This is a genomic window from Brevibacillus brevis (assembly GCF_022026395.1).
Classification (GTDB): domain Bacteria; phylum Bacillota; class Bacilli; order Brevibacillales; family Brevibacillaceae; genus Brevibacillus.
Map to the genome: position 1 here is coordinate 2,298,811 of NZ_CP041767.1, position 19,662 is coordinate 2,318,472.

14 protein-coding genes and 1 pseudogene are annotated in these 19,662 nt (G+C 43.9%); 11 read left to right on the forward strand and 4 right to left on the reverse strand.

The window, feature by feature from the left end; translation table 11 throughout:
• Positions 1 to 158: 158 nt before the first annotated feature.
• From FO446_RS11340 to FO446_RS11370, 7 genes are all read left to right on the forward strand, one after another.
• Positions 159 to 2,495 (forward strand): S-layer homology domain-containing protein, encoded by a 2,337-nt coding sequence (locus tag FO446_RS11340; RefSeq protein WP_173609743.1) that lies wholly within the window; start codon positions 159 to 161, stop codon positions 2,493 to 2,495.
• A gap of 164 nt (positions 2,496 to 2,659) precedes the next feature.
• Entirely contained in the window at positions 2,660 to 4,171 is a 1,512-nt protein-coding gene (locus FO446_RS11345; RefSeq protein WP_173609742.1) for a monooxygenase, read from the forward strand.
• A gap of 103 nt (positions 4,172 to 4,274) precedes the next feature.
• The gene (locus FO446_RS11350) at positions 4,275 to 4,760 is read left to right on the forward strand and encodes a MarR family transcriptional regulator (RefSeq protein ID WP_221867209.1); all 486 of its coding nucleotides are present in this window, start codon (positions 4,275 to 4,277) and stop codon (positions 4,758 to 4,760) included.
• A 363-nt stretch (positions 4,761 to 5,123) separates the two neighbouring features.
• Positions 5,124 to 5,270 carry an aspartyl-phosphate phosphatase Spo0E family protein gene (locus FO446_RS11355; RefSeq protein ID WP_229088030.1) on the forward strand — a complete coding sequence of 49 codons (147 nt, stop codon included), beginning with the start codon at positions 5,124 to 5,126 and terminating at the stop codon, positions 5,268 to 5,270.
• A gap of 111 nt (positions 5,271 to 5,381) precedes the next feature.
• Positions 5,382 to 6,011, forward strand: a complete 630-nt coding sequence (locus FO446_RS11360; RefSeq protein WP_173609739.1) for a hypothetical protein — start codon at positions 5,382 to 5,384, stop codon at positions 6,009 to 6,011.
• Between the two features lie 143 nt (positions 6,012 to 6,154).
• Entirely contained in the window at positions 6,155 to 6,529 is a 375-nt protein-coding gene (locus FO446_RS11365) for a hypothetical protein (protein WP_229088032.1), read from the forward strand.
• A 1,519-nt stretch (positions 6,530 to 8,048) separates the two neighbouring features.
• A complete protein-coding gene (locus FO446_RS11370) occupies positions 8,049 to 8,561 on the forward strand; it encodes a hypothetical protein (protein WP_221867207.1) in 513 nt (170 codons plus the stop codon).
• 1,510 nt (positions 8,562 to 10,071) lie between these two features.
• Here the strand turns inward: FO446_RS11370 and FO446_RS11375 are convergent.
• Positions 10,072 to 10,662: a TetR/AcrR family transcriptional regulator gene (locus FO446_RS11375; RefSeq protein WP_173609736.1), complete on the reverse strand. Its 591-nt coding sequence runs from the start codon at positions 10,660 to 10,662 to the stop codon at positions 10,072 to 10,074.
• A gap of 195 nt (positions 10,663 to 10,857) precedes the next feature.
• On the opposite strand from FO446_RS11375, the gene FO446_RS11380 reads away from it, so the two are divergent.
• From FO446_RS11380 to FO446_RS11395, 3 genes and pseudogenes are all read left to right on the forward strand, one after another.
• The gene (locus FO446_RS11380) at positions 10,858 to 11,520 is read left to right on the forward strand and encodes a nitroreductase family protein (RefSeq protein WP_173609735.1); all 663 of its coding nucleotides are present in this window, start codon (positions 10,858 to 10,860) and stop codon (positions 11,518 to 11,520) included.
• A gap of 863 nt (positions 11,521 to 12,383) precedes the next feature.
• Positions 12,384 to 12,527, forward strand: a pseudogene (locus FO446_RS11390) (glyoxalase); the annotation flags it as partial.
• A 105-nt stretch (positions 12,528 to 12,632) separates the two neighbouring features.
• Positions 12,633 to 14,675, forward strand: coding sequence for a molybdopterin-containing oxidoreductase family protein (locus tag FO446_RS11395; protein ID WP_237900678.1), 2,043 nt, complete (start codon positions 12,633 to 12,635; stop codon positions 14,673 to 14,675).
• Between the two features lie 127 nt (positions 14,676 to 14,802).
• On the opposite strand, the gene FO446_RS11400 is transcribed toward FO446_RS11395, so the two are convergent.
• Together FO446_RS11400 and FO446_RS11405 are read right to left on the reverse strand one after the other, a co-directional pair.
• The gene (locus FO446_RS11400; RefSeq protein ID WP_221867205.1) at positions 14,803 to 15,558 is read right to left on the reverse strand and encodes an alpha/beta fold hydrolase; all 756 of its coding nucleotides are present in this window, start codon (positions 15,556 to 15,558) and stop codon (positions 14,803 to 14,805) included.
• Between the two features lie 146 nt (positions 15,559 to 15,704).
• Entirely contained in the window at positions 15,705 to 16,886 is a 1,182-nt protein-coding gene (locus tag FO446_RS11405; RefSeq protein WP_173609732.1) for a NupC/NupG family nucleoside CNT transporter, read from the reverse strand.
• A gap of 218 nt (positions 16,887 to 17,104) precedes the next feature.
• Between FO446_RS11405 and FO446_RS11410 the strand changes: the two genes are divergently transcribed.
• Positions 17,105 to 17,632, forward strand: a complete 528-nt coding sequence (locus tag FO446_RS11410) for a hypothetical protein (RefSeq protein WP_173609731.1) — start codon at positions 17,105 to 17,107, stop codon at positions 17,630 to 17,632.
• A 56-nt stretch (positions 17,633 to 17,688) separates the two neighbouring features.
• Here the strand turns inward: FO446_RS11410 and asnB are convergent, their stop codons facing one another.
• Positions 17,689 to 19,536, reverse strand: coding sequence for an asparagine synthase (glutamine-hydrolyzing) (gene asnB / locus FO446_RS11415; RefSeq protein WP_173609730.1), 1,848 nt, complete (start codon positions 19,534 to 19,536; stop codon positions 17,689 to 17,691).
• Positions 19,537 to 19,662: the final 126 nt, after the last annotated feature.

The window sequence follows — 19,662 nt, forward strand, 5'->3', positions numbered from 1 at the left end:
ACAAGCTCTGAAACTTTTTCGGAAATCGTGTCGTCTAAAAAGAGCGTTCAGCCGAAGAAAACAGTTCTACTGTGGACTATTCCATCATTTCTTCAAATGGGAGTGTCTGCTGGAGAGAATGAACTGATATCACTGTTATATTGATGGAGGGGTTTATTTTGCAAAAAGAAAAGAATCGAGCAAGCAAGGATCTCAAAAAATTATTGGCGACAGCGGTTCTGGCAGGCTCGCTTGCATTGCCGGGTACCGGATGGGCTGCTACGGCACTGCCATTCTCCGACATCGGGGGAAATGTGAACAAAGACGCGATTCTGAAATTGAATTATGCGGGTGTTCTGAAAGGTTATACCGATGGCACATTCAAACCGTATAAAGAAGTGACGAGAGCAGAGTTCGCCAAAGTTGCGGTCCTGGCACTCGGATACACAGATGCGCAAGCAAAGCTTCTGCAAGGAAAGACTGTATTTAAAGATCTGCCAGCAGATCATTGGGCAACAGGATACATTAATCTTGCGGTATCCCAAGGCATCATCAAGGGATATCCAGATGGAACCTTCAAACCGAACAACAATGTAAAAATTGCGGAAGCGTTGACTGTTTACGTTCAAGGCTTGAAGATTGACGTTCGTCCATCAGCCTCTAGCGAGTGGTACATCCCGTACTTGCTGGAAGCGGACAGAGCAGGTATTTACGATGCAAAGGAAACGCCGACAGCAGCAGCTCCGCGTGATATCGTCGCGAAGTACACGGATCGTTTTATGGAGACGCCTGTATACGCAAACGGCGCATACTACGACAAAGATGGCAATGCAAAAGGAACCAATCAGAAGCTGCAAGTAGTGAAGGGCGCAGTCGCTTCTTATGACAAGTCTGGCAAAAAGCTGAAACTAGTCGGACAAAACAAAGAAATCGAATTGGCTGATTCCGCGCAAGTATACGGCAATCTGGTCGTAGGCGCGCAAGTGGAATACATCACGAAAAACGGGCGAGTGGCTTTCCTCACTGTTGTTACTTCTGACTCCGAAATCGTGGAAGGAATCGTGAAGACTGGCCTTAATTTTACAACGGCTGTAGGCGATGAGAAGAAATTCAAGGCAATCGTCAATGGTAGAGAAGTCGTATTGGAAGTAGAAGATGGCGTGAATGTAAGCCGTTCTCACATCGGTCAAAAGTTTGTGGCAGTCGTTGGAGACAATGGCAAGATCAAGTCCATCACGATCAGCGATAACACGACAAAAGGAATTGTGGAAAAAGTATCTTCCGTGAGCGGTTCCAACTCGAAGAAAGAGCTGAGAGTAGACGGCACGACCTACACGCTGGATTCCAAAGCAACGATCAAAGGTAAGGCACATCCAGAGGCAAAAGCAACAAGTGCTTCGTTCTCTGACATCGAAAAAGATGACTTGGTTGAGCTGACACTCAATGTGGACGGCAAGGTATCTGAGCTTGTTTACACGAAGCTGAGCTACACAGATACGATCACCGTTGATACAGACAAAAATCTGATTCGCGTTGGCGGCGTCAATTACGAGGTGCATGAAGATACAGAGTTGTTCGTAGACGAAGACGAAGTAGATGAGCTGGATGAGTTGACGAGTGGTCAAATTGCAGTGCTTTCGTTTGACAAAAATGGAAATTTGGTAAAAGTAGAGCAGGGCGTAGGGGCAGCTACGAACAAGCTGGTCTCAGACACAACTGCGTATGCACCTGGTAAACTGGCAACAGTGAAAATCGACGGGAAAATCTATGACATCTTGACCAATGCGAAGCTGACTGTCGATGGCAGCTCCGTATCTCCAACAACGATTAAAACCGATCAGTTCAATGACCACCGTATTCTTACGTGGAAATACAACGTCGGCACGAATGACATTGTGGAGCTGGCTTTGGAAAAGCAAACCGTAAAAGGATACGTGACGAAAAAATCCGGTTCCAAAATTACCGTGAACGGGAAAGTGTATGAGCTCTTGTCCGGTGTAACGATTGACAGCGATGCAGCATCCAACGACAAAGAGTACACGCTGACACTCAACAACGCTGGCAAAGTAAAAGCAGTTACAGGTGCGCCTAGAAAAGTAAGCGGCGTGGTTGACTCTGTTGAAGTCCGTAACGATGACGGCAAGGTGACCTCCGCAAAGGTAGAGGTTAATGGTAAGACGTACGATGTAACGGATGAGGATGCGATTGAAGACGTCGATCAATTTGAGTACGTAACATTGACCCTTGATCGTGATGGCGATGTCATTGCTGCTTCCGTCAGTGGAAAGCTGGCGAAGGAAAACGTGCGTTTCGTCGGAATTGAATCCCGTGTGAACAAAGACAAATACGTATTCTTCGATGACGTATCGACGAGCTTGAAGATGACAGAAGATGCAAAGATCAAATACTACAACGGTAATGACTTGAAAGAAAGCGATCTTTCCTCCAAGGACAAAGTGGATTTGTGGACAAATGATCAAGGTCATGTCTATGCCATTGTCGTAGCAAAACGATAAGAAAATAGAAAAAGGCGATCTCTTGCTCGATTCGAGAAGGGGTCGCCTTTTCATTTGCTGGCATCGTCTTTCAAACGTATTTCATTGAAAATGGTTTTCAATTAAAAGAAGGTGTGATATATTCATATTGTTTCGTGCAAAACAAAAAAAGAGGAGTGGTTTCCATGCATGTCGATTACGAAGTGATTATTGTTGGTGGCGGACCAGTTGGCATGATGGTGGCTGGAGAGCTGGCGTTGGCTAAAGTGAAGGTTTGCGTACTTGAGCGTTTAAAGGAAACGACCCCGTACTCACGGGCGCTCACTGTCCATCCGCGCACACTGGAAATCCTGGATATACGCGGGTTGAAAGCGAAATTACTTGATAGAGGAAAGCCGATTTCGACGGGGCATTTTGCTGCGCTTGATACACGCTTGGATTTTTCGGTCTTGGACTCTTCTTCCAACTACACCCTGATTATTCCTCAACATGACACGGAGAAGGTGCTTGAGGAGTGGGCGAAAAGTCTAGGGGTGGAAATACGCAGAGAAGTGGAGGTAATGGCCGTACACCAAGATCAGCACATGGTTGAGGTTGAGACTTCCGGGCCGAATGGAAAAGCTGTGCTGACGGCACTTTTTGTGGTCGGCGCAGATGGCGCTGCCAGCATTGTCCGCAAGCAGGCAGGCATTCCGTTTGTCGGTAAGAATGCGACTTTTACGGCTATGCAAGGGGATGTTGTTTTAAAAAATCCGCCGGAATCAGGAGCTCCTTCCTACTTTAATGAACGAGGATTAGTCATGATTGTACCCTTGCCAAAAGGGATGCATCGGGTGGTGCTGATCGATTCGGAGCGAATGGCTGTGCCAAAGGAAGAACCAGTTACACTGCACGAACTGCGAGCAAGTTTGTTGCGTATTCTTGGAGACGATTTCGGGATTTCCGATCCGTTTTGGATGACTCGTTTTGGCAATGCGACCTTGCAAGCTCAGCGTTATCGAGAAGGACGGATTTTCCTGGCGGGAGATGCAGCGCATATTCATTTTCCAGCCGGAGGACAGGGGATGAACGTTGGCTTGCAAGAGGCAATCAACCTGGGGTGGAAGCTGGCAGGCCATTTAAAAGGCTGGGCACCGGATTGGCTGTTGGACAGCTATCATACGGAGCGTTTCCCCATCAATACCGCATTGCTAACGAATACACTGGTGCAATCACTGCTGTTCGGTAGTTCGGAATTCTCCCCATCTGTTATCGCTTTGAGGAATATGGTGTCCGACCTGCTGCAAATACCCGAGGCAAATTATCGGCTGGCTACCCAAATTTCTGCGTTCAATGTCCAGTATGAATCGGTTGGGGAGATGCCGCCGCATGTATTGAATGGTCGACGTTTTACAGAGTTGAATCTGCGTCTGGAGAACGGTGAGTGCCAGAATGCATACGAGCTTTTTCATTCTGGTTCCTTCCTCTTGCTGCATTTCGGCTCGGATGAACGATTGGACGATGCACTCGATTGGTCGAAATACAAGCATGTCCATGCAGTTCACGCTTCGCTTGCTAATGGAGCTGCTGACTGGCATGACGTGCATACAGCGTTGATTCGACCGGATGGATATGTCGCATGGGCGGTTCCCCAAGAGGAGTCTAATCCGATAGAAGCTATTCGGAAAGGAATCACCCACTGGTGCGGACATGATTGATTATAAGTACGATTGTTTCGCACAAAACAAAATGAAATTGTTTTTCTCGAAACAATCAGTATATAATGGAGAGGAGATTAGATAGTAATGTAGGAGACATGATATGCAAAGCACAGAACTTTCCAAGCAGCGGATCATACAGCTTTACATACAGCTAGTCACGCAGCAAGAGCTGCGAGAAAGCAAATTGACTGCCCGAATGGCAGAAGAGATGCAGAAGCTGGAAGCCGAGATGGGGATGAAGCTAAACCTTACCCTATCGGAAATTCATTTCATTGCCTGTATCGGGGATCATGGTCCCATAAATGTCACGACGATTTCGGAAAAAGTCAATTTAACGAAAGGGTCCATAACACGGATCAGCAAAAAGTTATGGAAGCTTGATTTAATTAAAAGGCAACAGCTGGTTGATAATAAGAAGGAAGTGTACTATCGGCTAACCGCAAAGGGACAAAAGCTGTATAAGATTCATCACCAGTTGCATCAGGACATTGAACAGCGATTTAAGAGCTTTCTGGATAAATACACACCGGAGCAATTAGCATTTTCCCGGGAACTGCTGGAGGATTTGCTGGATTGGGATTTCTAAGTACGGAAACAAAGGGGCGCCATCACACTGATGGTGTCCTATGTCTGTGAACAGTACTCTCGATAAGTAAAAAGCCGGATTACCCCACGGTAATCCGGCTTTTTTGCTTATTTAATCTTAGGGTTGAATTTTGCATTTCTCATAGGAAACCGCTCTTAGTTAGGTATACGTCTGTCTTTCCACTCGTCAACTTCTCTTGGATCGATGTCGAGAACTTCGCAAATATGTATCGCAATCAAGGGCGTTCCACCCCTTGGCCAGGTTAAAGGAACGCCCGCAGGAGGAGCAGATACAGCTCCTATAAGTAAATGTACCACGCTAGCGTTAGATCAGGAAGGAGGAACTTATCACGATGTAGATCATTTGAAAAACATTGTGGAACAATTACGCGAGCAACTGGTGCAATTGTTTTTGGAGAAGAATGATTTGTTGGATGATGCAGTCGTGGAATTAAGTCAGCAATTGGATCAGTACATCCTGGTAATTCAATCAAAAATGATGCAAAAATAAGAAAAAAGTAGATAAGGTTTTATTTGAATTAAGGTTATAGCAACTCAATTTGGAAATATATGTTATAATTCCCTTGAATTTAAAATTTCTAAAAATATACAGGAGGGTAAAATGAATATTAAGAAAATTTCTTTCGCAACTCTCTTACTTAGCAGTTTAGTTGTATCTGGAGCTGGCTCTGCTTTCGCAGTATCTCAAGGTGAGACTATTAAAATAGGTAACCTAAAAATCGTTGAACGTGTATATGAGAACCCAGTAGAGTATGATTTTACAGATGACCTTACAAAGAGTGATTCATCTAAGATTGGTCCCTTTGGCAATGATATGACTGGCAAAGTATATGAAATGTCTAAGAAGGACCTATACAAAGCAAAATCTTATGAAGCTGATATTGAGAACGATAGTAGCGAAAACGATACCTTTTCAAGGAAGGTTACAAGAAAAACATTTCTAACCGGAAAAATAGGCGTGGAAGCCGAGACGAAAGTCAACTGGAGGATCATAGAGGGAAAAGTGGGGATTAATGCAGAAGTCTCCTTTGGAGATGAAGACATTGTAGAAACAACCCACAGTTGGGTCATACCAAAGCGTACGATTACAACCGTTGAATACGGATCAAAAGCCGTAAAAACAACTGGAAGCTTAAACGAATATTTTCAAGGCAGAGTAGTAGATTCTAACTACGTTAACGTCAAATACTCGTACAAAGAGTATTCTAGTAAAAAATCAAAAGATCTATGATCCGACCTCTCCATATACTTCTCCTTCTGTTCATAGTTCTTCTTAGTGGCTGTAGCGAGGCAGTAACAGTCCCTAAAGAGAAGTCATATGTAACTGTCTACGATTATTTCGAAGAAATTACAGGGGAGAATCTAAAAACATCCGTGCTTCAAATAACAAAAAACGGTAATTCGGCAGAACTCACGTTACGAATCTTAATTTCGGACGATTTAAGAGAAAAAATGATGCATACTGAAAAACCCATTTACTTTACGTTTGCAGATATGCCAGGCAACGAGACCATTAAAAATTTGCTTGCTGAGACTCCTTCACACGTTCAAATTGAGTTCAACAGTAAAGAGAATCGGTATACGATTTCGCAACAGCTAAAGCTAAAAGAAAATTTATCGGAAGATGATGAAAAGGCGCTATTGTCTCCTGCTAATTACCGATTTCAGGTCAGCAACGAAGAAAAGCTCTCCGTAGCTAGTTTTATGGGTTTAGAATATTCGCTACTTCCTGAAGATAATCAGAAGTAGCAAATCGCTTGTTACGAATTGTACCTCTTGTGGCAAACGTGGCCACAGCCTACATGGTATTTTTGGGGGGGTACCGCCAACAAAATGTGACTTGGATGTAATAAAAAACTCGTATTCCTGTACGCTAAGGAACACGAGTTTTTCATATTGCCGGTACCCTTTATTTTTCGAGTCTAATACATTATTTTCAGTGAACACCTAGGCTTACTAGCAACTTCTTGTTGTATCTCTCAGCGTGTTATAACGTAAAGAGTGCGCCTACAAAGAGGTTTAAATGATTCTCATTTTAAAGATTCGGACCACTTTAAGCCTAACTGAAATGCTGATGTGGAATAGTTTACCTAATCATGTGATCATAAAGACATGTCAATTAAGTTGAAACGGAGTTTACAGTTTAGCGTGGTTATTTATTTGCTTGGGCGCTTGGACTATAGTGCTACAAAGTATGACAGAATCTAAAGTGGCATCAAAGTCATTGGAAAAAATAGTCATCATCAACAGAAAACGATTGTCGTTAATAACCATATTACTACTAATGGAGGGGTGACAAATGATTTGTTTCGGAAATAACAAATTCAAAACTCCTTTTACTGTCATTAGGATCTATTAACTTAGCGCCACTCTACGCCTTAACCGGCGTAGGGTGGTTCTTTTTGAGCAAAATGAACACTACCCAGTGCCGAAAAAATTGGGCGGAACGTACTGAATGAACTTAACCCTAATTATCCCCGTATGTGTTCCTTTAATATGCCTGTACGCACAAAAATGTTTGAATTTTAACCCATTAGCGTTACATATTACAGGTTCGAACAAAGGGAGCTTTGACAATGGCAAAGATTCGGCTGAATATCATTTCAAAAAAACGGCCCATCATCGCTACAAAAAGAATGGGAAATGTATTGATATTGCCAATGACGGTACAATTGTTTTATTCGATCTGGTGAAAAGAATGGACGCGAATTCAAAGACGATGCACGTTTGGCGAAATCTAAAATTTTGAAAGAAACCGTGCTTTTCGAATTATATTTGGCAGGCAAAGATCTCGATTGATCGAGTGGATATTGTGACGGTAGAATATGATTTGATTGTGCAGCATTCCAAGCTGTATGGCAAAGAACAAAAATCAGTGATTTGGCAGCCATATTTGACGCTGATGGCATAGCAGCCAACTGCCATTAAATAAGTTTTGGAGGTACGATTGAATGGTTGAATTATGAAAAAAGTGTTGAATATCTAGGCGATTATGCAGAGAAATTACTCCAAGTCTTTACTGATGCAGAGAAAAATGGAAGAGGATTTAAAGTGATAGTAAAATGAAAACTGGTTTGAGTGATTTTAAGTATATAGAAAGCACCAGAGTAGCCCTTCCAATGTAATTTTAAAAAAAGCTATTCATTCTTTCCAAAAAGATGTAATCGATCTTAACTAATATAACCCAACTCACTTTCAATATATTGATCCAAACACAGGGAGAACTAGATCAGACCAACATTTCTACTTTAACGATTAGGAGAATAGCATGGAACTTAACTTTATAAAATTAATTGGAATGTTAAAACATAATGTGTCAACTGAGGAAGTTGCTCAAATTCTTAGTTTTCTAATAGAAAACGATTCCTTGCTGTTATTCTCCTTCTATGAGAGAAATCTTCATTTATTCGAGTCGGAGATTCAAGATTTCATCAATGAAAGACGTCTATTTACTAATTCCGAATGGGTATTGCCGTGGGAAGAGACAAGTCCTCACTGGGACAAACCAAATAATACTCCACCAAATATTATTTGGTTCTCAGTAAAGACAACGGACGAGATTATAAAAGCGATAGATATCGACAGTTTGTTTCGATGTGTTGTTGTGAAGGATGGCGACGACTTTTCGAAATACTCGAATATGATATTCCAACAAGAATATTATGCAACTTTTGACGAAGAAAATTTTAAGCATTATATTGGGTTTACGAACAAGGTTGAATTTCTTAACGCCACATGGTCAAAATTAAAGAACCGATTTCATGTAAACTTAGTTGAATAGAGTTGGAGGACCTTATTTGATAAATTCTAACAAGGCCTCGGGTCTGTAAGGGTTTTGTGTAAACTCAATCAACCGATATTAAAAAGGTTTCATCCCCTAATTGGGACATCTTTCATGGAACCAACAAGGTGAAGGGCGTAAGGCGAAGCGAACCCTTGACACGTTGGTGTAGAGAAAGACAATCCCTTAGGGGTTGAAGCCTTTCTTTATTTTTTAACGGATGTGTGGATGTAGGAGATCCTAGAATCATTGATGCCATTGAACCAAGCATAGCAATAAAGCCGGTTACACCCTTAGCGTGGTGAAAACAAAATGTTTTTGCTTTCTGAATCGCTTAGGTTAATAACGGATGAACATCCTTTCTGGATTGTTGGAAAATATTGTTGGAAAAGAGTGGCTCAAAGCTAAAGACCTTCTAGCGGAGACGTATTGATTACTTTGGATGATAAGAAACTAGTGTAACTACCTTTTCTACAGGATCATTTCGAGAGACATGGATCAGACTTTGGTCTCAACCCCCAGTGGAATATGCAAAATGGCAAATGACTTCTTTAAAAATAGAAGTAATTCTCAGGTTAAGGTTGATTGCGAGGGAAAGATTAGAGAGTATGACCAAAATACCAACATTTTTGGTTCCTATAATTCTCGTGGTTATACTAGAACCTTCTTTAAACCTACATCACCTACTTATTGGAGTAGGCAACCAGGGAGATGATGATCAATATGAACAGGTGCTTTGTTTGCAATTATAATGAACTTTTGGAGGCCCCATACAATGAAAGGGGAATACCTTCAGACGAAATATGCCCGTGTTGTGGGATTCACTATGGTTATGATGACGATGATGTACCTGATAAAGAGGCGGTTTACAAAAAATGGAGAGATAATTGGGTTAGCAATGGATGCGTTTGGTTTTCAAAAGGGAGACGCCCTCCTGTAGGTTGGAATTCAATCGAACAATTAAACAGAAGTAAATAAATCATATCTAGGGCAGCACCATTTGTTGAAATATCTACTTAGAGGCACAGCCTTCTTGATTAGCCAACTCACATCAATTAAACTAATCCGCTAGATATGCTCAAGTTCAACGAGTTAAATTTTCTTCCAACTATTTGTCTATTAACAGGAAGAAAAACTCATTTAAAGTACGGCTCTTGAACCTCATTGCACACCAAGTGTGCGCCTCTTTATCTGAGGAGAGAGGACGGTGTCAGCTTAATCGTAACACTATTTGAAAGCTTGGTTGTATCGCGGAATGGTAGAATCTTTGTGTCGTCAGATAATAGGATTAACTGGGTACCTTCTTTACTTCAACAACGCCTCTCTAAACTAATCCGAAAAGGTAACTTTTCGGATTAGTTGGTTATTACTTCTAAAGATCCATGGTATTGGGGCCAGGCCGTCGTACAGCATACAAGGATAGCGGGATGATTCATTGTGTTACACAACAACCTTGATTCAAGATAATGGTTTCATCTGAACGGGTAGGATAGAGAAATACCGGCAGGACCTATCCCAGCAGTTCTTTGGCTCCGTTCATCACTAAGGGCATTGTCTGTTTAACGAATGATTCCGCACTAATTAGACGCCCCTCATTGTTCCAAACGTAAGCCGCCCCATACATCCCCCAACTTAACATGATAGAAGCTGTATTTATTAAGAATTGCGCGTTTGGACTCGATAGCATCTTGTCTTCGTCTATAAAGGAAAGAAGAATCGTTTGAATTTTTTCCTTTATTTGAATTTCGAATACAGGTCCAAGCGATTCATACCTTCTTTTACACATAGTGCTTAGACCCTTGTGAAAATCGCATACACCCAGAAAAATACTCTGAATTGTTTCTTCATTTAATACTTCATGACCGCTTATTCTACGATTTATGATAGTCATAAATGATTCCATTAGTTTGGCCTCAAGAATTTCGAACTTATCTACAAAGTGCGCATAAAAAGTCGTTCTGTTAACAGTAGCCCGCTCTGCAATATCCCTAACGGTTATCGATTCAAAATCTTTCTCTTGAATTAGTGAATCGAAAGCGTCTTGAAGGAGTCGCCGTGTACGTACCACACGAGGATCAGCTTCATTCTTTTTCATTGTCATGGTTAGGATCTCCCCCATAAAAACGACATTATAGAGATGGTGTTGTCTATACAACGGTTTAGGGTTATTGATGATTGCGCATCAATCAGTTGTTATTATAACCTACAAATACAACAAGTGTTGTTCAAACAACCAGTGTTGTATTTGAACGAAAAACTGCATGCAGCTTTTCCAAACCAAAAGGAGGAGAGAACCATGTCAATTTCACAACCATCGCAAACGATGGAGTACCAACCTTTTTTCGATGTTATTCAAGAACGCCGGTCGGTTCGTAGTTATAATCCCGAGGTCAAAATTTCGCGGGAGGAACTGGCCGAAATACTGCGGCAAGCCACGCTGGCTCCTTCAGCCGCTAACCTGCAGCCGTGGCGGTTTCTCGTTATCGACGCGCCGGAGCTGAAGCAGAAGCTGCTTCCGATCGCATTCAATCAACAGCAAGTGGTCGAAGCTTCGGCTGTCGTCGCCGTTCTTGGAGACCTCAAGAACATCCGGATGGCCGAGAAGATTTACGGTCAAGCTGTCGATGCGGGCTTCATGCCTGCGGATACGGCAAAATCGATGGTTAAACACTATACCGGCATGTATTCGAGCATGCCACTCGAGGACATCCGCCAAATCGCTTATACCGACGGCGGGCTAGTATCGATGCAACTCATGCTTGTCGCCCGCGCTAAAGGATACGACACGGTACCGATTGGCGGCTACGACAAACAAAAGTTCATGGAAGCTTTCCGCATATCAGAACGCTACATTCCGATTATGCTGATCGCCATCGGCAAGGCGGCGAAGCCCGGTCATCCGACTGTGAGGCTGGCAGTCGATGAGGTAGCTTTCTTTAACGAAATGCCTAAGGAATAACAAACTGTAAAAGGGGGACCGCCAGCATTTTAACGAAAATATGCGCTAAGCCGCCAACCATTACCGGATTGGCGTTTTTTATTACTTTAAGGATAATCCGGCACTTTGCAAAGAACCCAACCAAATAAAACAAGAGCAAGAAGAGATATGAGTCCGAATACGGCACGCCAACCGATAAGGTCACCAAGCAAGTGCCGACCGGCACCCCGAACGTAAGTGCAATCGGCGTTCCTACCATCACGACAGCCAAGGTGCTCAAATTGGTTTGTAAAGAATGCTAGTTTTACAAAATAGCAGCTATTCAATTTGGAACCACATGGACTACGCAGTGTTTGTAACAAAAGCACCTTTAAAACGTAATCCGTTCATGTCTGATGACACAAACATGTATACCAACGGGGCGGTTTCATAATCACTATTTACTTGTAATTGCTGATTATAATTCAAGGGTGAATACGTTCCAGATGAACGGTATACATGTTTGTGTCATTTTGGTACCTATATTTGTGTCACTCGACAGTTCACAGTAGGGGTTTACTCAGTCATTATCATGGGATCCAGATAATTATACATAATATCAATTATGTATAAATAACGAAAGTACTCACAAGCCACTTGACAATCCATAGATGGAGGTTTATCAAACAATATCGGAACATGCAAAATACGTCTAAAAAAATCCTCAACGTGCGATACTGCGATGTAAAGTAATAGTATGTTTGAGTTGCAAAATCGATTGGCAGTATGCTTGTGTCGGCAGACATGTACTATTATGGAGAGGGGCTACTTAGTTGTTTTAGACAATATGAAGATCGTGGTATAAAAAGTCTACACATTCCTTACATACAAAAGTGTTTTGTAAATTAACCTTCTTTGTATGGAATGAAGCAATGCTTGTTCTTTTCTTGTCACCAGTAGCACTTGATTTAGGGGAACATGCTAGGAACGGGATAGCGGCTTTGATTGCCGTGGCTATTTGGAGCCTTTCTCTGCTATTGACCGCGATTTAAAACTCATGAACTTCTCATTCAGCAGGGGTAGTGCCTTCTTTTTTCAATCGATTATAATAGCGTATAAAAGCCATTTATGGTTAGGAGAAAGAGGGAACCTCCATGACTTATACGACACAGGAAAACGGTGTTTTTCCAGCAGTCTGTTCACTTGATTGCCCGGACCAATGTGGATTGCTCCTTCATAAAAAAGAGGGGAAAATCGTCAAAATCGAAGGGGACCCGAACCATCCGGTGACGAAGGGGAATATTTGCAACAAAGTCCGCAACATGACAGAGCGCATTTACGATCCCAAGCGACTCACGCATCCATTGAAGCGTGTTGGCAAAAAAGGGAGCGGGGAGTTTGTTCGAATCAGTTGGGAGGAAGCGGTCACTACCATAGCCGAACGCTGGCGTGCCTTGATCGACTCAGACGGTCCCGAGAGCGTTTTGCCTTACAGCTTTTACGGGAACATGGGGCGAATTAGTGTCGAAGGAATGGATCGCCGTTTTTTCCATCGTATGGGGGCCAGTCAACTTGACCGTACGATATGCAACAGTGCAGGGGCTGTAGGGTACAGCTACACGATGGGCGGAGCTTTTGGAACAGATCCGGAAGACACCGTTCATTCCAAGCTGTTCATCATGTGGGGAATCAATACGGTCAGCACCAACATGCATCAAGTGGTATTTGCAGAACAGGCTCGAAAAAATGGGGCGAAGATCGTCGTGATCGATGTCCATAAAAATCAGACGGGTCGATGGGCTGATTGGTTTATCCCGATTTTACCCGGAACAGATACAGCTTTGGCTTTGGGTATCATGCATGTGCTTTTTGCAGAAAACTTGGTGGATTCAGCCTTTATGGAAAAGTATACGGTAGGACATGAAGAGCTCAGGGAGCATGTTCGTACCTACGATCCTGCTACCGTATCAGCCATAACGGGAGTCCCTGTCGACGATATTTACAAATTGGCGAGAATGTATGGCACCACTTCGCCGTCCTTTATTCGCATTGGAAACGGCATTCAGCATCACGACAATGGTGGAATGTGTGTAAGGACGATTGCTTGTCTTCCGGCCCTGACAGGGCAGTGGCTCGTCAAAGGTGGTGGGGCCAATAAAGGAAATAAAGGTTTCTTGGAGCACAACAAGCTTGCCGTGCAGCGACCAGATTTGCTGGCCAATAAACAGACGAGAGTCATTAACATGAATGAGCTTGGAAAAGCGTTGCTCAATACAGAGCCGCCGGTGAAATCGCTCTTCGTCTATACGAGCAACCCAGCCATTGTTGCACCGGATGGAAACAAAGTACGGCAAGGCTTGGCGAGAGAGGATTTATTCACCGTTGTGCATGATTTATTTTTGACGGAGACGGCTCTTTATGCCGATATCGTTTTGCCAGCGACGTCTTCTTATGAAAATACGGATTTTTACACGTCGTATTGGCATCATTACATTCAACTTCAGCAACCGGTGATCGCCCCGTTTGGAGAGAGCAAGTCCAACACGGATGTTTTCCGCTTGCTGGCTGCCGCCATGGGGTATGACGAACCTGTTTTTCAAGACAGTGATGCAGAGATGGTCAGACAGGCGTTGGAGGGGCACGGCAATCCTCATTTGGAAGGAATCACGTATGAAACTTTGGTCGAAAAACAATATGCCAAAGCAAATTTGGAACCTTTCTTTTTGGAACATCTCCCCACACCAAGTGGCAAAATTGAGCTTTACTCGCAGGCAATGGAAAAACGAGGGCTGCCCCCATTACCGACGTACACGCCATTGGTAAATGATGGGAATTTCCCGTATTTATTTGTGCCGGGACCGAATCACAACTATTTGAACTCCACGTTCTCGAATAATGAGAAGCATAAGAAAATGGAGAAAATACCACGTTTGCATATGAATGAGGCAGATGCGTCTGTATCAGGCATAAGTGACGGAGATACGGTCCGCATATGGAATGAGCGGGGAGAATGCGAGCTGGTTGTATCGATAGGAGAAAATGTTTTACCGGGAGTGGTGGTTAGTCAAGGCTTGTGGGCTGATGCTCCTCACTCAAAGCATTATGTAAATGCGCTGACCCCGGATCGCATCGCGGACATGGGGGGAGGAGCTACCTTTTTTTCCGGGCGTGTCGATGTGGAGAAGGTCATACGATAAAAATCAGCGAGTGTCTCGATTGTAGCCGGACACTCGCTGGTTACTTTTATTACCCGAAAGGATAGCAAGGGTTATAGTGAGGGAGTTGCCCAATGATCATAGTTGCTGTAAAACCAATTCATCTTAATTATTTTTGAGCTTTACACAAAAACAGCATGTCTTTAATGATATCTACGACAACATTTGGCTGATCAATATGAATGGCATGTCCAGCATTTTCAACGATGATATGCTTGCTGCGGGTTGATAATTTCGTAAGCTCTTTATGTAAGTGGACCCAAGCAGCCATAGATTCGGGATTATGATGAGGTTGTAATGTACCCGATACGACAATGAGTGACTTGTTGCCAAGTGATTTAGAATTCCGAGCTTGTTCAAAGCTTTCTTCTATCTCTTGAATAGAACCTTCAAGAACAAACTGACTATAGTACGCTGCTTGAACTTCATCAGAGAACAAAGGAACCATGACTTTATTTTGATCTTCATGACATGGATCTAATAAAATCACTCCGGCAACCTCTTCTGGGAATGTACTTGCATATAGTCGAACATTCAATCCCCCAAAAGAGTGCCCGACCAAAACGTAAGGGGGAGACACGTTTGCTTTCTGAAGCAAGCTTCTAAGATTCTCAATGATTTGCTGACTATGACGAGGTCTTTTATCACTTTCACTTTCCCCTATACCTGCTCGGTCATAAATGAACATCCTAGTATGCTTAGAAATGTCACCACCAATCGAACTCCAGTAGTTCAATGTACACCCATAACCAGAATCAAAAACCACCGTCGGAAAATCACTTATTTCACCAAAATATTTGAAACATAGTCTAACTCCACCGATGTCGAGCTTTTGACTCGGTTCATTTATTCCAATGTCACTCATTTTATCTCCTCCAAATATTTTTTTATTTGGTTCATTTCCACAAATCATGCAATCATCCTTTTTTTGTAAGAGAACTTTAGCTATACCCTTTGCATACAAAAAAGTGTCCCTACTGCACATGGCAGAGGGACACTTTTTTATGTCACTTACAAAACAAAGCTGACGACGATACCAGACAAAAGACTAACCAGCGTGGCACCGAACAACAGCTTCAACCCAAAGCGAGCAACCACATTGGATTGTTTCTCATTCAGCCCTTTCACCGCACCAGCGATAATGCCGATAGAGGAGAAGTTCGCGAACGAAACGAGGAAGACGGAGAGAATTCCTACTGTACGTGGGCTCAGTTCAGATACGACTTTTCCCAGCTCGATCATCGCTACAAACTCGTTCGTTACGAGCTTCGTCGCCATGATACTACCAGCCGTCATCGCTTCCCCAAAAGGAATGCCCATCAGGACGGCAAAAGGAGCGAAGACGAATCCGAGCATTTCTTGGAACGTCCAGCCGAAAATCATGCCGAACAAGCTATTCACAGCTGCGATCAAAGCAACAAAACCGAGCAGCATGGCTCCCACGACTACCGCTACCTTGAATCCGTCCATGATGTACTCGACGAGCATTTCGAAAAAGGACTGCTTTTCATTACTTTGAATCTCCAGTAAATCTTCTTCTTCGTTCACTGTATAAGGGTTGATAATCGAAGCGATAATAAAGCCGCCAAACAGATTCAAGAACAGGGCCGTGACAACGTATTTTGGCTCAATCATCGTCATGTACGCACCGACAATCGACATCGAAACTGTTGACATGGCTGACGCGCACAGCGTATACAGACGGTGCTCCGGCAAGGAACCGAGCTGTTTTTTCACCGTGATGAATACTTCATTTTGGCCGACAATAGCAGAAGCAACAGCGTTGTAAGACTCCAGCTTACCCATGCCGTTAATTTTGCTCAGAACAAAGCCAATTGCTTTCATGATCATCGGCAAAATCTTGAAGTGACGCAAAATACCGATGAGGACGGAAATGAAGACGATTGGGAGCAAAACACCAAGGAAAAAGGACATTTGTCCGTCGTTTGCCAGATTGCCAAATACGAAATTGATTCCTTCCGCAGCAAAAGCAAGAAGCTTTTCAAACGATTTGGAAATGGCTGAAACGAATATAAACCCAAACTTGGTATGCAGAAGAAGAAAGGCGAGCAAAAATTGCAGAGCAATCATGACGATGATCGGTCTGTATTTGACCTGTTTTCGACTATTGCTCCCTAACAATGCTAACCCGATCACGATGAGTATGCCAGCGATGGGAATGATAAAATTCATTACAACCTCCAAGAAATTAAATAGTACTAAACTTAAAAGGCAAAAAAACGCACTTCCCGACAAGAGAAGTGAAAGCGGTTTATATTCTATCATCCCGATAATATGATTGCAATTTATATGTATGTTCAGAATTGTTGTCTGTTTGCGTTTGGAGCGCTGAAATCGGGCGTACTAGCATAAGCCCACCACCATACGGTTTATGGAGGAGGTGAAATCCCTTGGATGAGTTGCAGAGGCTCAAACAGTTTATCACTTCAGCAGAGCATGTCTGGACTCAGATCGCGAATTCGCCGAGAGGAAAGCCTGTTTATACCGTAAACGGTGTGGATTACACGCCATTGCCCGAAAAATACAACACCAAACGAAAAATCTCCCGTATTTTCCGCCGGTATTGGGGGAAGCAATTGACGGAAGTGATGATTCGGAATCTCCATTTGCGGATGCTGAAAGGTAAGCTCTGTGTTCCTTACCGTGACATCCCGCCTTTTCCAGCAACCGTGCTGTCGTTGCAGATAAAAGTGAATCTGCCGGATCATCGGACCGTGGCTGCGATCCTGAGCGGGGGAGGGAAAAAAACAAGAGTGGACTACCGTTTGATCCGAGTCGGCGCAACCAAAACGTTCACGATCATGAAACGCTCAGGCGAGCAGTTTGATCTGAGATATCAATCTCTGGCTACCATACCCCTCAACCCGAAGGCACAACCCGTACGTAGAACCAAGCAACGGGGAAGAACCAAAAAGTAACGAAAAGCTCCTCAATTCCCCCGAAACATAAGGGGCGAGGAGCTTTTGTTATACCGTTACGTACGAATGGAAACACGGTACTCCCGCAGCCAATAATCCAGCTGACCGAGATAGGCGAACAACTGAGGTGTACTCATGAGCTGACCGAAAAACGGAATGCTCGAAGCCTGTGCATCTGACTCAGCAATTTTTCGAATCGTTGGAACATCTACCAGTTGAAGCAGTGGAGAGGAAGAGTCGTTTATGATATCCAGCAGCCAAGAGCGAACGGCTTCCGTATAGGCTGGATTGTGTGTTTTTGGGTACGGGCTTTTCTTGCGGTACAAAACCTCATCAGGCAAGATTCCTTCCATGGCTTTTCGCAAAATTCCTTTTTCCCGATGCCCGTACGTCTTCATATCCCATGGGATGTTCCAAACGTATTCCACGATACGGTGGTCACAGAACGGGACACGCGCTTCCAGACTGGCCGCCATACTCATTCGGTCTTTGCGATCCAATAATGTGTTCATGAACCACGTTATATTCAAATAAAACATTTCCCGTCGGCGAGCTTCAATCGGATCTTCCCCTGGAAGATGTGGGACTTCATTGAGAGATTCCTCATATCGCATGGCAACGTATTCCTCTGGTTTGACCCAATCACGAAGATCAGGGGATAGCCAGGTGGCACGTTCTTTTGTCGCTCTCGACCAAGGAAAGGTTCCGGCATTTAACAGCTCCTCACGATGAAACCACGGATACCCGCCAAATACTTCATCTGCACATTCTCCAGAGAGGACGACGGTTGTCTCTTTTTTTATTTCGCGGCAAAACAGGTAAAGGGACGCATCTACATCAGCCATCCCCGGCAAGTCGCGGGCGAGTGTCGCTGTTTTCAAGGATTCGATCAAATCTTCAGTGTCGAACTCAATCGTGTGGTGCTCGGTTCCGAGAAACTTTGTAACGAGTTGCACAAAAGGTTCATCCTCATTCGGTTGAAAAGCACTCGCCTTGAAATGTTTTCGGTTGTCGACGTAATCGATGGAGTAGCTGTGCAGGGTGCCGCGGCCTGTTTTTTGAAAATGATTTGCCGCAACGGCTGTAATAATGCTCGAGTCCAACCCACCTGACAAGAGGGTCGAAACGGGCACATCCGCAACCAATTGGCGTTCAATCGAATCCGTGACTAACTCCCTGACACGTTCCGCTGTTGTCTCCAGGTCATCTGTATGTGGGTGGCTTTCGAGCTGCCAGTAGCGTTTTTGCTTGACGCCATCCCGCGTCACTAACAGATAAGCGCCGGGCCGAACCTCGTGTACGTTGTGAAAAACACCATGGCCAGGCGTACGGGCGGGACTGATTCCGAAAACCTCCGCCAAGCCTTCACGAGAGAGCTCTGGTTTGACTTCGGGGTGAGCGAGCAAGGCTTTCAGCTCAGAGGCAAGCAGAAATGAACTGCCTCTTTGCGCATAAAACAGCGGCTTAACCCCCATACGGTCACGACCGACAAACAATCTTTGTTCGCGTTCGTCCCAGATCGCAAAAGCAAAGATTCCGTTTAGCTTTGACAGACATTCTGGGCCCCACTCCAAATACGTGTGCAAAAGCACCTCCGTGTCCGAGTGAGATTGAAAAGTATGTCCGCAAGCAAGCAGCTCTGCTCGCAAATCCTCAGTATTATACAATTCACCATTGTAAATCATGGTGCAGGCATGTTCGTTTTTGAGAGCCGACATGGGCTGCTGTCCGCCAGCAGGGTCTACGACCACAAGGCGACGATGACCGAGGGCTGCGCGAGGAGTCAGCCAAAAGCCTTCTGCATCAGGGCCTCGATCCTTGAGGCATTGGGTCATTTTTTGCAACACATTACGTTCACCAGATAAGTCCTTTTCCCAATCAATCCATCCTACAATTCCACACATGGCATGATCACCCTTCTCCTGAAGCATTGCACACACAGCGTATGCAATTAGCCCAACGAGGTTGTCTGTCCAGCAGGGAATTGTGGGTAATATGCGGAATTTATAGAAGATTTAAACTAAGGGAGG

Excerpts from the sequence above, each read along its gene's own strand:
- FO446_RS11345 (WP_173609742.1), top strand. The coding sequence starts at position 2,660 with ATGCATGTCGATTACGAAGTGATTATTGTTGGTGGCGGACCAGTTGGC.
- FO446_RS11350 (WP_221867209.1), top strand. The coding sequence starts at position 4,275 with ATGCAAAGCACAGAACTTTCCAAGCAGCGGATCATACAGCTTTACATA.
- FO446_RS11360 (WP_173609739.1), top strand. The coding sequence starts at position 5,382 with ATGAATATTAAGAAAATTTCTTTCGCAACTCTCTTACTTAGCAGTTTA.
- FO446_RS11370 (WP_221867207.1), top strand. The coding sequence starts at position 8,049 with ATGGAACTTAACTTTATAAAATTAATTGGAATGTTAAAACATAATGTG.
- FO446_RS11375 (WP_173609736.1), bottom strand. The coding sequence starts at position 10,662 with ATGACAATGAAAAAGAATGAAGCTGATCCTCGTGTGGTACGTACACGG.
- FO446_RS11380 (WP_173609735.1), top strand. The coding sequence starts at position 10,858 with ATGTCAATTTCACAACCATCGCAAACGATGGAGTACCAACCTTTTTTC.
- FO446_RS11395 (WP_237900678.1), top strand. The coding sequence starts at position 12,633 with ATGACTTATACGACACAGGAAAACGGTGTTTTTCCAGCAGTCTGTTCA.
- FO446_RS11400 (WP_221867205.1), bottom strand. The coding sequence starts at position 15,558 with ATGAGTGACATTGGAATAAATGAACCGAGTCAAAAGCTCGACATCGGT.
- FO446_RS11405 (WP_173609732.1), bottom strand. The coding sequence starts at position 16,886 with ATGAATTTTATCATTCCCATCGCTGGCATACTCATCGTGATCGGGTTA.
- asnB (WP_173609730.1), bottom strand. The coding sequence starts at position 19,536 with ATGTGTGGAATTGTAGGATGGATTGATTGGGAAAAGGACTTATCTGGT.